We start from the raw sequence: 14,151 nt of genomic DNA, 5'->3' as shown, positions 1-14,151 counted from the left end.
CGGAGCAGACCATGGCCCTGTTACAACTGGAGCGCATCAGCGCACAGTACCCCGGCGCGGCCGAGCCGGTGCTGGCCGATATCAACCTGAGCCTGGGCCCGCAGCAATTGCTGGTGGCCCTCGGCCCTTCGGGCAGCGGCAAGACCTCGTTGCTCAACCTGATTGCCGGTTTCGTGGCGCCCAGCAGCGGCCGTATCACCCTCGACGGCGTACCGGTGCAAGGCCCCGGCGCCGAGCGCGGCGTGGTGTTCCAGGACGATGCGCTGCTGCCCTGGCAAGACGTGCTGGCCAACGTCGCCTTCGGCCTGGAGCTGGCTGGGGTGCCGCGTGCCGTGAGGGAAATCAAGGCCCGCGAGATGCTCGCCCTGGTCGACCTGGCGGAGTTTGCCAGCCGGCGGATCTGGCAGCTGTCCGGTGGCCAGAAGCAGCGCGTGGGCCTGGCCCGGGCCCTGGCTGCCGACCCGCGGGTACTGCTGATGGATGAGCCGTTCGGCGCGCTGGATGCCTTTACCCGCGAACAGATGCAGGAGTTGCTGTTGCAGGTCTGGCAGCGTACCGCCAAACCGGTGTTCCTGATTACCCACGACATTGAAGAGGCGGTGTTCCTCGCCACCGAACTGGTGTTGCTGGCCCCGAACCCTGGGCAGATCGTCGAACGCCTGCAATTGGATTTCGGCCAGCGCTACAGCGCTGGTGAATCAGCCCGCGCGATCAAGTCCGACCCGCGCTTTATCGAAACCCGCGAGCATGTGCTGGCCCGGGTGTTCTCCCAACGCAGTGCCGCCACGCGGCAGGAGTTCGCATGAGCAGCCTGGATGTCCCGGTCGCGGCCAAACGCGCCACCAGCCAAATAGCGCCGAGCAAACTCCGGCGCAGCCTGAGCACCCGCTGGATCAGCGGCCTGACCCTGGCCACGCTGCTGTTGCTGTGGTGGGCGGTCACCGCCGCCGAGTGGATCGAGCCGCTGTTCCTGCCCTCACCCGCAGCGGTGCTGAGCAAGGCCTGGTTGCTGCTGACTCAGGGCTACATGGAATCAACCTTGTGGCAGCACCTGGGCGCCAGCCTGCAACGTATCGGCCTGGCCCTCGGTGCGGCGATCGTCACGGCGATTCCGATTGGTATCGCCATCGGCCACAACCGCATTGCCCGCGGCATTCTCGACCCGCTGATCGAGTTCTACCGGCCGATTCCGCCCTTGGCTTACCTGCCGCTGATCGTGATCTGGTGCGGCATTGGCGAGCTGTCGAAGGTGCTGCTGATCTACCTGGCGATCTTCGCCCCGATCGCCATTGCCACCGCCACCGGCGTGCGTACCGTCGACCCGACCAAACTGCGCGCCGCGCAGTCGCTGGGGGCCACGCGCTGGCAGTTGATTCGCCACGTGATCCTGCCCAGCGCCCTCCCCGACATCCTTACCGGTGTGCGCATCGGCCTGGGTGTTGGCTGGTCGACCCTGGTGGCGGCCGAGCTGATCGCTGCCACCAGCGGCCTGGGCTTCATGGTCCAGTCGGCCGCGCAGTTCCTGGTAACCGACGTGGTGGTGCTGGGCATCCTGGTAATCGCGCTGATTGCCTTCGCCCTGGAGATGGGCCTGCGCGCCCTGCAGCGCAAGCTGGTGCCCTGGCACGGCCAGAGCCATTGACAACGGATAGAGAACAACCATGAGCCTGACCATTACCCCGCTGAGCCCTGCCCTCGGCGCCCAGATCAGCGGCATCGACCTCAGCCGCGAAATCAGCCAAGAACAACGCGACGCTATCGAACAGGCGCTGCTCAAGCACCAGGTGCTGTTCTTCCGTGACCAGCCGATCAACCCACAGCAACAGGCCGAGTTTGCCGCGCGCTTTGGCGACCTGCATATCCACCCGATCTACCCGAATGTGCCGGAAACGCCACAGGTGCTGGTGCTCGACACCGCCGTCACCGACGTGCGCGACAACGCCATCTGGCACACCGATGTGACCTTCCTGCCGACCCCGGCACTGGGTGCGGTGCTCAGCGCCAAGCAACTGCCGGCCTACGGCGGCGACACCTTGTGGGCCAGTGGCATAGCTGCCTATGAGGCGCTGTCGGTACCGCTGCAGCAGCTGCTCGCCGGCCTCACCGCGACCCACGACTTCACCAAGTCGTTCCCGCTGGAGCGCTTCGGCACCACCCCGGAAGATCTGGCACGCTGGGAAGCGGCGCGGCGCAACAACCCACCGCTGTCGCACCCGGTGATCCGTACCCACCCGGTGAGCGGACGCAAGGCGCTGTTCGTCAACGACGGCTTCACCACCCGCATCAATGAACTGAGCGAGGCTGAAAGCGAGGCGATTATCAAGCTGCTGTTCGCTCACGCGACCCGCCCGGAGTTCACCATTCGCTGGCGCTGGCAGGAAAACGACGTGGCGTTCTGGGATAACCGCGTGACCCAGCATTACGCGGTGGACGACTACCGGCCGACGCGGCGGGTGATGCACCGGGCGACGATTCTGGGGGATGCGCCGTTTTAAAGATCCATCGCGGCGCTACCATCGCTGGCAAGCCAGCTCCCACAAGACCTGTGGGAGCTGGCTTGCCAGCGATGAGGCCAGAAAAATCAACGCACCAGATGCAAGAACTGCATATGCCGCTCGTACTGATCGAGGATGTCGTTGATGATCTGCTCCTTGCTGTAGCCCACCAGGTCGTAATCCTGGCTGCCTTCGCTCAGGTGCACTTCGGCACGGTAGTAGCGGCGATTCTTCAGCTCCTGGGTACCCAGGCCGCCCAAGGCAAAGGACGGCGTGAAGTAACCGCGCATCTGCACCTGGTAAATGAACGGCTGCTCTTCGCCATGGCCGATCTTCAAACTGACGTTGTCGTGGCTCGGATCCTCCTGGGTGATGACATGCAGGCCTTTCTCGCCAAACACTTCAGTCACCTCGGCAATCGCCGGACGCACCACGTCATCCATGAAGCGGTACACCTCATCGCGTGACGGGAAATGCACGGCCTGGCTCAAGCGCTGACGCCAGCCGCCGCGGCCACGCCGTGAGTTGGCGAACGGCGCCAGCGAATGCAGCTGGGCAATCTGGCGTTGCGACTCCAGGTAAAACGCCTTGTGCAGCCCCCACATCATCAACAGCAGGATCACCGAGAACGGCAGCGAGGTGAGCACCACCGCCGACTTCAGCGAATCGATACTGCCGGCAAACAGCAGGGCGCTGGTAACCAGCGCGGTCATCGCGCCCCAGAACACCCGCAGCCAGTTCGGCCCATCTTCGTCGGCGTTGCCGCCCTTGGCCGAGAGGGTCGAGAGCACTACGGTGCCGGAGTCGGCGGAGGTCACGAAGAACACGAAGCTGATGAACACTGTGACGGCGATCACCGCCTTGCTCCACGGGTAGGTTTCCAGCAGCAGGTAAAGGGTCATCGACGGGTTGTCGAGGGCCGATTGCCCCAGCGCGGTCATGCCGTGGTCGAGCACCTGGGAGATGGCGCTGTTGCCGAAGATCGACATCCACGCCAGGGTGAAGCCCAGCGGGATCAGCAGCACGCCGAAGACGAACTCGCGAATGGTCCGGCCGCGGGAAATCCGCGCGATGAACAGGCCGACAAACGGCGCCCAGGCAATCCACCAGGCCCAGTAGAACACGGTCCAGCCACCCAGCCACTCATTGGCCTGGTTGTAGGCATAGACATCGAAGCTCTTGCGCGGCAAGGCGCCGAGGTAGTCGCCGAGGTTCTGGATCAAGGTGTTGAACAGGTGCTGGGTGGGCCCGGCGAACAACACGAACAGCAGAAGCGCGCAGGCCAGGAACATGTTGATATCGGACATCACCCGCACGCCCTTCTCGACCCCGGCAACCGCCACGGCGACCGCCGCGCCCATCATCAGGGTGATGAGGATCACCTGCACCCACTGGGTATGGGGCACGCCGAACAGGTAGTCGAGGCCCGAATTGAGGTGCAACACGCCAAAGCCCATGTCGGCGCCCAGGCCGAACACCGTGGCGATGATGCCGAAGCCGTCCACGGCATAGCCGATCGGGCCGTTGATGCGCTTGCCGATCAACGGATACAGCGCCGAGCGCAGGGCCAGCGGCAAGTTATGCCGGTAGGCGAAATAGGCCAGGGCCATGCCGACAAACGCGAACACCCCCCAGCCATGCAGGCCCCAGTGCAGGAACAGCAACTGCATCGCCTGGCGCCCGGCCTCGACCGTGCCGGCCTCGCCTTGCGGCGGCTGGAGCATGTGGGTCAGGGGTTCGGAGACGCAGAAGAAGAACAGGGTAATGCTGATACCCGCTGCGAACAGCATGCCGGCCCAGGACAGGTAGCTGAACTCGGGCTCGTCGTGGTCGGCACCGAGCTTGATCTTGCCGTAGCCAGACAAGGCGGTGACCACCACGAAGACCAGATACAGCGTCATCGCCAGCATGTAGTACCAGCCAACGGTGTTGGCCGCCCAGTTCTGCGCCGCCAGCAACCACTCGCCGGCCGCTTGCGGATTGCTGATGACCACCAGGCCGAATATCAGGATAAAGCTTGCCGCGAAGTAGAAAACCGGCGGGTTCATGCGGATCGTGCCGCTGGAGACGGGGCTGGGTGCACTCATCGATTGTGCACCCCGCCGAGGGGGGAGAAGCTTGGATTGAACGGGTTCAGCAAAGGGTTTCCTCCTGTTGAACACCGGCAGCGGACCACCGTTTTAACTTGAACAAGCGTTCAAGTTAAACATGGATGGGGGTTGCGATGCGACCCGTTGCCGCAAGCCAAGCTTCGGATCGCCTACTTCTGGGTCCCGTCATCATGCTGCAGATTGGCCTGGGTCAGGTTGCTGCCCGGAGCCACGCTGCGGGTCAGCCAGACGTTGCCGCCGATGGTCGAACCCTTGCCGATGGTGATGCGTCCCAGAATAGTCGCACCGGCATAAATCACCACGTCGTCCTCGACAATCGGGTGGCGCGGATGGCCTTTCTGCAACTGCCCGTCCTCATCCGCCGGGAAGCGCTTGGCGCCCAGGGTGACGGCCTGATAGATGCGTACCCGCTCGCCGATGATCGCCGTTTCGCCGATCACCACACCGGTGCCGTGGTCGATGAAGAAGCTCGGACCGATCTGCGCGCCGGGGTGAATGTCGATGCCGGTGGCCGAATGGGCCAGCTCCGAACTGATCCGTGCCAGCAACGGCAGGCCGGCGCGGTACAGGTGATGGGCCAGGCGGTGGTGAATCACCGCAAGGATGCCCGGGTAGCACAGCAGCACTTCATCAACGCTGCGCGCCGCCGGGTCACCATGGAAGGCCGCCAGCACATCGGTATCGAGGATGCTGCGCAGGCCCGGCAAGGCGGCGGCAAAATCCTGAATCAGGCGCAGCGCCTTGGCATCGATTTCAGCCGTGGCCTGTTTGCCCTGGCGCGCCACGTAGCGCAGTTCCAGGCGCGCCTGGGCGAGCAAGGCGGTCAGCGCAGCATCGAGGGTATGGCCAACATAGAAGTCTTCGCTTTCTTCACGCAGGTCGACCGGGCCTAGGCGCATGGGGAACAACGCGCCACACAGCTGCTCGAGAATATGCCGCATGGCTTCGCGTGACGGCAGCTCGCGGCCGCCCTGTTCGCCGCTGCTGCGACCGTTACTGCTACGCCACTGGTCGCGGGCGGCACGCAGCTGGCCGACGATGGTTTGCAGCTGCCAATGCCCTGTTTGCGCGTTGTCGCTCACGGTTACCTCTCCTGCTGCAGCGGCGGTCGGTGGATGGTAGTGCCGCCGCAATTGCTGATTACTCTACGGCAAATTCCCACGGCGGAAAAAATAACGCTTTATTCCAGAAAGCAATAAAGGCGGCATAAGCCGGGGAGTTGCCCACGTGCCCCGGGCTGCCTATAGTCGAATTTTCCCTAGCCGACGTGACCCCATGATCGACCGACAGCTCGCCCGCTTCAATCGTCTGGACCTGCTTGGTGCCCCCACCGCGCTGGAAAAACTGCATCGGCTCTCGGCCTGGGCCGGCCGTGATATCTACGTCAAACGTGACGACTGCACGCCGTTGGCGCTGGGCGGCAACAAAGTACGCAAGCTCGAATACCTGGCCGCCGATGCCTTGGCCAAGGGCGCCGACACCCTGGTGACCGCCGGTGCGATCCAGTCCAACCATGTGCGCCAGACTGCGGCGCTGGCCGCGCAACTGGGCCTTGCCTGCGTGGCCCTGTTGGAAAACCCCATCGGCACTGACTCACCCAACTACCAGCACAACGGCAACCGCCTGTTGCTGGAGCTGTTCGATGCCAAGGTCGAGTTGGTCGACAACCTCGACAATGCCGATGAGCAGCTGCAAGCCCTGGCCGTGCGCCTGCACGCCAGCGGCCGCAAACCCTACATCGTGCCGATTGGCGGCTCCAACGCACTCGGGGCCTTGGGTTATGTGCGTGCCGGCCTTGAACTGGCGAAGCAGATCGAACATTGCGGTGAACAGTTCGCCGGGGTGGTGCTGGCCTCCGGCAGCGCCGGTACCCACAGCGGCCTGGCCATCGCCCTGGCGGAAAAACTGCCGAACCTGCCAGTGATCGGCGTGACCGTGTCGCGCAGCGACGAGGACCAGCGGCCGAAAGTCCAGGGCCTGGCCGAGCGTACCGCCGAGCTGCTGGGCGTGCGCTTGCCAGCGACCTTCAAGATCGAACTGTGGGATGAGTACTTCGCCCCGCGCTATGGCGAGCCGAACGCCAGCACCCTCGCCGCCATCCGCCTGCTGGCCAGCCAGGAAGGCTTGCTGCTCGACCCGGTGTATACCGGCAAGGCCATGGCCGGGCTGATCGATGGCATCGCCCGCCAGCGATTCGATGACGGCCCGCTGATTTTTCTGCATACCGGTGGGGCACCGGCATTATTCGCCTACCCTGAGGTCTGGAACGGATAACTTTCTTATTTGAAAATAATATAAGAACATGAATTTATATTATTTTTAAGACTAAAAGCGTCACCCTATAGTCAGCGCCACACTCACAACAACATTGGGGCTAACCATGAAGATTTCCGCTTTCGGTAAACAGGCAGTCGCCGCCGGCCTGGGCCTGCTGCTCGGGGCCAGCATGCTCAGCCAAGCTGTGGCTGGTGAACAACTGCAGCAGATCAAGGACAAGGGCGTGATCAACGTCGGCCTTGAAGGCACCTATCCACCGTTCAGCTTCGTCGATGCCGACGGCAAGCTGACCGGCTTCGAAGTGGAACTCTCCGAGGCCCTGGCCAAGGAGCTGGGGGTCAAGGTCAAGCTGCAACCGACCAAGTGGGACGGCATCCTCGCCGCCCTGGAGTCCAAGCGCCTGGACGCGGTGGTCAACCAGGTGACCATCTCTGAAGAGCGCAAGAAGAAATACGACTTCTCCAAGCCCTATACCGTTTCCGGGATTCAGGCGCTGGTGCTGACCAAGAAGAAGGATGAGCTCAATATCAAGTCCGCTGCCGACCTGGGCGGCAAGAAGGTCGGGGTAGGCCTGGGCACCAACTACGAAGAGTGGGTCAAAGCCAATGTACCGACCGCTGACGTGCGCACATACGAAGACGATCCGACCAAGTTCCAGGACCTGCGTGTCGGCCGTATCGACGCCATCCTGATCGACCGCCTGGCCGCTCTGGAATACGCCAAGAAAGCCAAGGACACTGCCGCCGCCGGTGACGCGTTCTCGCGTCAGGAAGCCGGTATTGCCCTGCGCAAGGGCGAGCCTGAACTGCTGGAGGCCGTGAACAAGGCGATCGACAAGCTGCGCGCCGACGGCACGCTGAAAAAGCTTTCGGAAAAGTACTTCAACGCTGACGTCACTCAATAATGGAAGAAGCTTTCCAACTCGCCATAGAGTCCGCGCCCTTCCTGCTCAGGGGCGCGTACTACACGGTAATCCTCAGCCTGGGCGGGATGTTCTTTGGCCTGCTGCTGGGTTTCGGCCTGGCGCTGATGCGCCTGTCGGCGCTCAGGCTGCTGAGCTGGACGGCGCGGGTCTATGTCTCGTTCTTTCGCGGCACGCCGTTGCTGGTGCAACTGTTCGTGATCTACTACGGCCTGCCGCAGCTGGGCATCGAACTGGACCCGCTGCCGGCGGCGCTGATCGGCTTCTCGCTGAACATGGCCGCCTACGCCTGTGAAATCCTGCGTGCCGCGATCAGCTCCATCGACCGCGGCCAGTGGGAGGCCGCCGCCAGCATCGGCATGACCCGTGGCCAGGCCATGCGCCGGGCGATCCTGCCACAGGCGGCACGCACGGCCTTGCCGCCACTGGGCAACAGCTTCATCTCGCTGGTCAAGGACACCGCCCTGGCTGCCACCATCCAGGTGCCGGAGCTGTTCCGCCAGGCGCAGCTGATTACCGCGCGCACCTTCGAAATCTTCACCATGTACCTTGCCGCCGCACTGATCTACTGGGTGCTGGCCAGCGTTCTCGCACACCTGCAGAACCGCCTGGAAGCGCGGGTCAACCGACACGACCAGGAGTCCTGAGGCATGATCGAGGTACAACGCCTGAGCAAGCAGTTCAACGGCCAGACCGTGCTCGATGACATCAGCCTGACGGTCGAGGCCGGCGAAGTGATCGCCATCATCGGCCCCAGCGGTTCCGGCAAGACCACCTTCCTGCGTTGCCTGAACCTGCTGGAAACCCCCAGCAGCGGGCGCATCAAGGTCGGCAACGTGGAGATCGACGCCAACCGCTCGCTCAGCCAGCAGAGCGGGCTGATCCGCCGCTTGCGCCAGGAGGTCGGGTTCGTCTTTCAGAACTTCAACCTGTTCCCCCATCGCACGGCGCTGGAAAACGTCATCGAAGGCCCGCTGGTGGTCAAGAAGACACCGCGCGAACAGGCCGTGGCCCTGGGCATGACGCTGCTGGCCAAGGTTGGCCTGGCCGGCAAGGAGGCCTCCTACCCGCGCAAGCTGTCCGGTGGTCAGCAACAGCGGGTAGCGATAGCCCGGGCTTTGGCGATGGAGCCGGAGGTGATCCTCTTCGACGAACCGACTTCGGCACTCGACCCGGAACTGGTCGGCGAAGTGCTGGCGACCATCCGCAGCCTGGCCGAAGAAAAACGCACCATGATCATCGTCACCCACGAGATGAGTTTTGCCCGCGATGTAGCCAACCGGGTGATCTTCTTCGACAAGGGCGTGATCGTCGAACAGGGCGAAGCCAAGGCACTGTTTGCCCATCCCAAGGAGCTACGCACCCGTCAGTTCCTGAGTAAATTTCTCGGTACCCAGAACACCGGCTACTGAGTTTTTTCCTGCCCTTCCCCACCTCGCTGTCAGCGCCTGCCCTGCCCCGGCAGGCGTTCATCCAGCGACCGCCAAGTACTTCTATATTTATTCCTAAAAGTTAGTTTATTTAATTTTTATACGCTATTAGGGTATATGAACCGGACCACCGGACCAGCGCAATTTTGTCGCCGCACCCCGCGCCGACGTTTTCAATTCGTGAGGTAGGTATGGTCAGGAACACAATCACCCCAGTGCGTAACGCCAGGGCATTGAGTACAGCCAAGGAGCGGTACTGATGTCCAATCTGGCAGAAACCACAGTCCACAGCGACCTGGACAGCGCCCCGCTGCTGTTGCCGGCCAAGGTGCTGAGTAGCGACGAGCAAGCCCTGCAGGCAGCCCATGCGCTGGCCGAGGTAGCCCGCACCCAGGCGGCCAAACGCGACCAGCAACGCAAGCTGCCCTGGGCAGAAATCGAACAGTTCACCCGCAGCGGCCTGGGCAGCATCAGCATCCCGCGGGCCTTTGGTGGCGCGCAGGTGTCGTTTGTCACCATCGCCGAAGTATTTCGCATCATCAGCGCCGCCGACCCGGCGCTGGGGCAGATCCCGCAAAACCAGTTCGGCATCCTGCAACTGCTCAAAGGCACCGCCACTGAGCGGCAGAAAGAGCTGCTGTTCAAATCAGTGCTCGACGGCTGGCGCATCGGCAATGCCGGGCCGGAGCGCGGCACCAAGCACACCCTGGACCTCAAGGCGCGGATCACCCGCGAGGGCGATCACTATGTGCTCAGCGGCCAGAAGTTCTATTCCACCGGCGCCCTGTTTGCCCATTGGGTGGCCGTCAAGGCGCTGAACGATGACGGTCGCCAGGTCATGGCCTTCGTCCGCCGTGGCACCCCGGGCTTGCGCATCGTCGATGACTGGTCCGGTTTCGGCCAGCGCACCACCGCCAGCGGCACCGTGCTGCTGGACAAGGTGCAGGTCGATGCAGAGCTGGTGATCGACACCTGGAAGCAAGGCGAAGTCGCGAACATTCAGGGCGCCGCTTCGCAACTGATCCAGGCGGCCATCGATGCCGGTATCGCTGAAGCGGCAATCGCCGACACCATCGCTTTTGTCCGCGAAAAAGCCCGGCCGTGGATCGACGCCAAGGTCGAGCGCGCCAGTGACGATCTCTACGTGATCGCCGATGTCGGTCGCCTGCAGCTTGAGCTGCATGCTGCCCAGGCGCTGCTGAGCAAAGCCGCGCGAGTGCTCGACGAAGTCAACGCCGCGCCGGTCGACGCCGCCGCTGCCGCCCGCGCCTCGATCGCCGTGGCCGAGGCCAAGGTGCTGACCACCGAGATCGCCCTGCAGGCCAGCGAGAAGCTCTTCGAGCTCTCCGGCAGCCGCGCCACCCTGGCCGAATTCAACCTCGACCGGCATTGGCGCAATGCCCGCGTGCACACCCTGCACGACCCGGTGCGCTGGAAATACCACGCCGTCGGCGCCTATCACCTCAACGGTACCTTGCCTGCCCGGCACTCCTGGATTTGACCAGACCACTGGAGCCCTGTTTATGAGCCTTTTGCCGCAACCGCACGCTAACGTCGCGGTCATCCACTCTGACGCCCAGGCCTTGCAAATCGCCGAGGAAATCGCCGTCCAACTGCGTCGCGACAGCGCCTTGCGCGACCGTGAACGGCGCCTGCCGCAGCCTGAACTCGAGCTGTTCTCCCACTCCGGCCTGTGGGGCATCAGCGTGCCCAAGGCCTTTGGTGGCGCCGGCGTGTCCAACGTCACCCTGGCCAAGGTCATCGCCCGCATTGCCCAGGCCGACGCTTCGCTGGGGCAGATCCCGCAAAACCATTTCTATGCGCTGGAAGTACTGCGGGTCAACGGCAGCCCGGCGCAACAGCAGCGCCTGTACGCCGAAGTACTGGCCGGCACGCGCTTCGGCAATGCCCTGGCGGAACTGGGCACCAAGACCGCCCACGACCGCACCACCGCCCTCACCCGCGAGGGCGACGCTTACCGCATCAATGGCCGCAAGTTCTACGCCACGGGCGCGATCTATGCCCAGCGCATTCCTACCTCGGTGGTCGATGACGATGGCGTCCAGCGTCTGGCCTTCGTACCGGCTGACAGCAGCGGGCTGAAAGTCATCGACGACTGGAGCGGCTTCGGCCAGCGCACCACCGGCAGCGGTTCGGTGGTGTTCGACAACGTGCCGGTTGCCGCTGACGACGTGCTGCCGTTCCAGAGCGCCTTCGAGCGCCCGACCACGGTCGGCCCGCTGGCGCAGATCCTCCACGCTGCCATCGACACCGGCATCGCCCGCGCCGCCTATGAAGATGCCCTGCACTTCGTGCGCACCCGCAGCCGGCCCTGGGTCGACGCTGGGGTCGATCAGGCCAGCGCAGACCCGCTGACCCTGAAGTCCTTCGGCCACCTGGCGATTCGTTTGCACGCCAGCGAAGCCCTGCTCGAACGCGCCGGCGAATACCTCGACCGCGCCCAGGCCGAGCCGAATGCCGAAACTGTCGCCGCCGCCTCGATTGCCGTGGCCGAAGCGCGGGCGATCAGCACCGAGATATCCCTGGCCGCCGGCACCACCCTGTTCGAGCTGTCTGGCAGCCAGGCGACCCTGGCCGAGCATGGCCTGGACCGGCACTGGCGCAACGCCCGGGTGCACACCCTGCATGACCCGGTGCGCTGGAAGTACCACGCCATCGGCAATTACTACCTCAACGATGAAAATCCACCGTTGCGGGGCACCATCTGATGGCCAAGAAGAAAATCCTGCTCAACGCCTTCAACATGAACTGTGTCGGGCATATCAACCACGGCCTGTGGACCCATCCACGGGACAATTCGAGCCAGTACAAGACCCTCGAATACTGGACCGAGCTGGCCCGGCTACTGGAGCGCGGGCTGTTCGACGGTTTGTTCATCGCCGATATCGTCGGTGTCTATGACGTTTACCAGCAGTCTGTCGATGTAGCGCTGAAAGAGTCGATTCAGTTGCCGGTCAACGACCCGCTGCTGCTGGTTTCGGCCATGGCCGCCGTCACCCGCAACCTCGGCTTCGGCCTGACCGCCAACCTGACCTACGAGTCGCCCTACCTGTTCGCCCGGCGCCTTTCCACCCTCGATCACCTGAGCCGTGGCCGGGTGGGCTGGAACATCGTCACCGGCTACCTGGACAGCGCAGCCAAGGCCATGGGCCTGGACCAGCAGCCCGAGCACGACCGTCGCTATGACCAGGCCGACGAGTACCTGCAGGTGCTGTACAAGCTCTGGGAAGGCAGTTGGGAAGACGGTGCGGTGCTCAACGACCGCCAGCAGCGGGTCTATGCCCAGCCGGACAAGGTGCACAAAATCAACCACCAGGGCGAGTTTTACCGGGTCGAGGGTTACCACCTCTGCGAACCCTCGCCGCAGCGCACCCCGGTGCTGTTCCAGGCCGGCAGCTCCGAGCGCGGCTTGAGCTTTGCCGGTAACCATGCCGAGTGCGTGTTTATCAGCGGCCAGAACAAGGCCGCCACCCGCGCCCAGGTCGACAAGGTGCGCGCTGCCGCCGTGGCGGCGGGGCGTGACCCGCAGGCGATCAAGGTGTTCATGGGCCTGACGGTGATCGTCGCCCGCACTGAAGAGCAGGCCAAAGCCAAGCACGCCGAGTACCTGCGCTATGCCAGCGCCGAGGCCGGTGTTGCGCACTTTGCCAGCTCCACCGGTATCGACTTCTCCGAGTACGAACTGGACGAGCCGATCCAGTATGTGAAAAGCAACGCCATCCAGTCCGCTACCAAGCACCTGCAGAACAACGACTGGACCCGGCGCAAGCTGCTCGAACAACACGCCCTCGGCGGACGCTACATCACCCTGATCGGCTCGCCGACCCAGGTTGCCGACGCGCTGGAAAGCTGGATCGCCGAAACCGGCCTGGACGGCTTCAACCTGGCACGCACGGTAACCCCGGAAAGCTATGTCGACTTCATCGACCTGGTGATCCCCGAGCTGCAGCGCCGCGGCTCGTACAAGACCGCCTACGAACAGGGCAGCCTGCGCGAAAAACTCTTCGCCAGCGACCAGCCTCACCTGCCGGCGGACCATCCTGGCGCCAACTACCGCCACACCCCTACGACCCCGACGGGAGCGCTACAGCATGCTTAAGACCTTTATTGCCCGCCCGGTCGCAGCCTTGGCCTTGACCTTGAGCCTGTTCGGCGCCGCCCAGGCCGCCGATGCCTTGAAAGTCGGCACCACCGCGGCCTTCTCCATCCCCCTCGAAGCTGCCGTCAGCGAAGCGAAGAAACAGGGCCTGGACGTCGAGCTGATCGAGTTCAGCGACTGGATCGCGCCAAACGTCAGCCTGGCGGCCGGTGACATCGACGTGAACTACTTCCAGCACATCCCGTTCCTGGAAAACGCCAAGGCCGCCGGCGGTTTCGACCTGGTGCCCTTCGCCCCGGGGATCATCAACAATGTCGGCCTGTACTCGAAAAAGTACACAAGCTTCGCTGAGCTGCCCGTGGGCGCCAGCGTTGCCATCGCCAACGACCCGATCAACAGCGGTCGCGGTTTGCAGCTGCTGGCCAAGGCCGGTTTGATCACCCTCAAGCCTGGCGTCGGTTATAAGGCCACCGAGGAAGACATCGTCGCCAACCCGAAAAAACTGAAGATTCTCCAGGTCGAAGCGGTACAACTGGTGCGCGCCTACGATGACGCCGACCTGGTCCAGGGCTACCCGGCCTACATCCGCCTGGCGAAGACTTTCGACGCCACCTCGGCGCTGCTGTTCGACGGCCTTGACCACAAGGAATACGTGATCCAGTTCGTCATCCGCCCGCAGAGCAAGGACGACCCGCGCCTGGCCAAATTCATCGACATCTACCAGCACTCGCCGGTGGTGCGTGCCGCCCTCGATCAGGCCCACGGCAAGCTCTACCAAGCTGGCTGGGAGAGCTGA

The 14,151-nt window shown here is 63.6% G+C and carries 13 protein-coding genes; 11 read left to right on the top strand and 2 right to left on the bottom strand.

The features are described from left to right. Window positions 1–11: 11 nt before the first annotated feature. The 3 genes from tauB to tauD are packed head-to-tail and all read left to right on the top strand — an operon-like array spanning window position 12 to window position 2,495. Window positions 12–806: a taurine ABC transporter ATP-binding subunit gene (tauB, locus tag NLX68_RS01870; protein ID WP_254282413.1), complete on the top strand. Its 795-nt coding sequence runs from the start codon at window positions 12–14 to the stop codon at window positions 804–806. Then, window positions 803–1,642, top strand: coding sequence for a taurine ABC transporter permease TauC (gene tauC, locus NLX68_RS01865; protein ID WP_254282412.1), 840 nt, complete (start codon window positions 803–805; stop codon window positions 1,640–1,642). Before tauB ends, tauC begins: the two co-directional genes overlap by 4 nt. Window positions 1,643–1,661: 19 nt before the next feature. Then, a complete protein-coding gene (tauD, locus tag NLX68_RS01860; protein WP_254282410.1) occupies window positions 1,662–2,495 on the top strand; it encodes a taurine dioxygenase in 834 nt (277 codons plus the stop codon). 86 nt (window positions 2,496–2,581) lie between these two features. Here tauD and betT read toward each other — a convergent pair whose 3' ends face one another. Together betT and epsC are read right to left on the bottom strand one after the other, a co-directional pair. Next, on the bottom strand, window positions 2,582–4,543 hold the full coding sequence (betT, locus tag NLX68_RS01855) for a choline transporter BetT (RefSeq protein ID WP_174242344.1): 1,962 nt from the start codon (window positions 4,541–4,543) through the stop codon (window positions 2,582–2,584). Window positions 4,544–4,755: 212 nt separating this feature from the next. Further along, window positions 4,756–5,688 carry a serine O-acetyltransferase EpsC gene (gene epsC / locus NLX68_RS01850; RefSeq protein WP_010221214.1) on the bottom strand — a complete coding sequence of 311 codons (933 nt, stop codon included), beginning with the start codon at window positions 5,686–5,688 and terminating at the stop codon, window positions 4,756–4,758. Between the two features lie 193 nt (window positions 5,689–5,881). Here epsC and NLX68_RS01845 point away from each other — a divergent pair, with 193 nt between their 5' ends. From NLX68_RS01845 to NLX68_RS01810, 8 genes are all read left to right on the top strand, one after another. Next, window positions 5,882–6,880 carry a D-cysteine desulfhydrase gene (locus NLX68_RS01845; protein WP_254282408.1) on the top strand — a complete coding sequence of 333 codons (999 nt, stop codon included), beginning with the start codon at window positions 5,882–5,884 and terminating at the stop codon, window positions 6,878–6,880. Window positions 6,881–6,986: 106 nt separating this feature from the next. Beyond that, a complete protein-coding gene (gene tcyJ / locus NLX68_RS01840) occupies window positions 6,987–7,787 on the top strand; it encodes a cystine ABC transporter substrate-binding protein (protein ID WP_036994921.1) in 801 nt (266 codons plus the stop codon). Beyond that, on the top strand, window positions 7,787–8,452 hold the full coding sequence (tcyL, locus tag NLX68_RS01835; RefSeq protein ID WP_254282406.1) for a cystine ABC transporter permease: 666 nt from the start codon (window positions 7,787–7,789) through the stop codon (window positions 8,450–8,452). The genes tcyJ and tcyL overlap by 1 nt, the downstream gene beginning before the upstream one ends. 3 nt (window positions 8,453–8,455) lie before the next feature. Further along, on the top strand, window positions 8,456–9,217 hold the full coding sequence (gene tcyN, locus NLX68_RS01830; RefSeq protein ID WP_254282404.1) for an L-cystine ABC transporter ATP-binding protein TcyN: 762 nt from the start codon (window positions 8,456–8,458) through the stop codon (window positions 9,215–9,217). A gap of 277 nt (window positions 9,218–9,494) precedes the next feature. Then, the gene (locus tag NLX68_RS01825) at window positions 9,495–10,736 is read left to right on the top strand and encodes an SfnB family sulfur acquisition oxidoreductase (RefSeq protein WP_254282403.1); all 1,242 of its coding nucleotides are present in this window, start codon (window positions 9,495–9,497) and stop codon (window positions 10,734–10,736) included. Window positions 10,737–10,758: 22 nt separating this feature from the next. Beyond that, the gene (locus NLX68_RS01820; protein ID WP_254282402.1) at window positions 10,759–11,964 is read left to right on the top strand and encodes an SfnB family sulfur acquisition oxidoreductase; all 1,206 of its coding nucleotides are present in this window, start codon (window positions 10,759–10,761) and stop codon (window positions 11,962–11,964) included. Continuing rightward, window positions 11,964–13,355, top strand: coding sequence for an LLM class flavin-dependent oxidoreductase (locus tag NLX68_RS01815; protein ID WP_254282400.1), 1,392 nt, complete (start codon window positions 11,964–11,966; stop codon window positions 13,353–13,355). The genes NLX68_RS01820 and NLX68_RS01815 overlap by 1 nt, the downstream gene beginning before the upstream one ends. Further along, window positions 13,348–14,151, top strand: coding sequence for a MetQ/NlpA family ABC transporter substrate-binding protein (locus NLX68_RS01810; protein WP_254282398.1), 804 nt, complete (start codon window positions 13,348–13,350; stop codon window positions 14,149–14,151). The genes NLX68_RS01815 and NLX68_RS01810 overlap by 8 nt, the downstream gene beginning before the upstream one ends.

It is taken from the genome of Pseudomonas sp. SBB6 (assembly GCF_024213215.1).
Classification (GTDB): domain Bacteria; phylum Pseudomonadota; class Gammaproteobacteria; order Pseudomonadales; family Pseudomonadaceae; genus Aquipseudomonas; species Aquipseudomonas donghuensis.
This window is presented reverse-complemented; position numbering and strand designations above follow the sequence as displayed.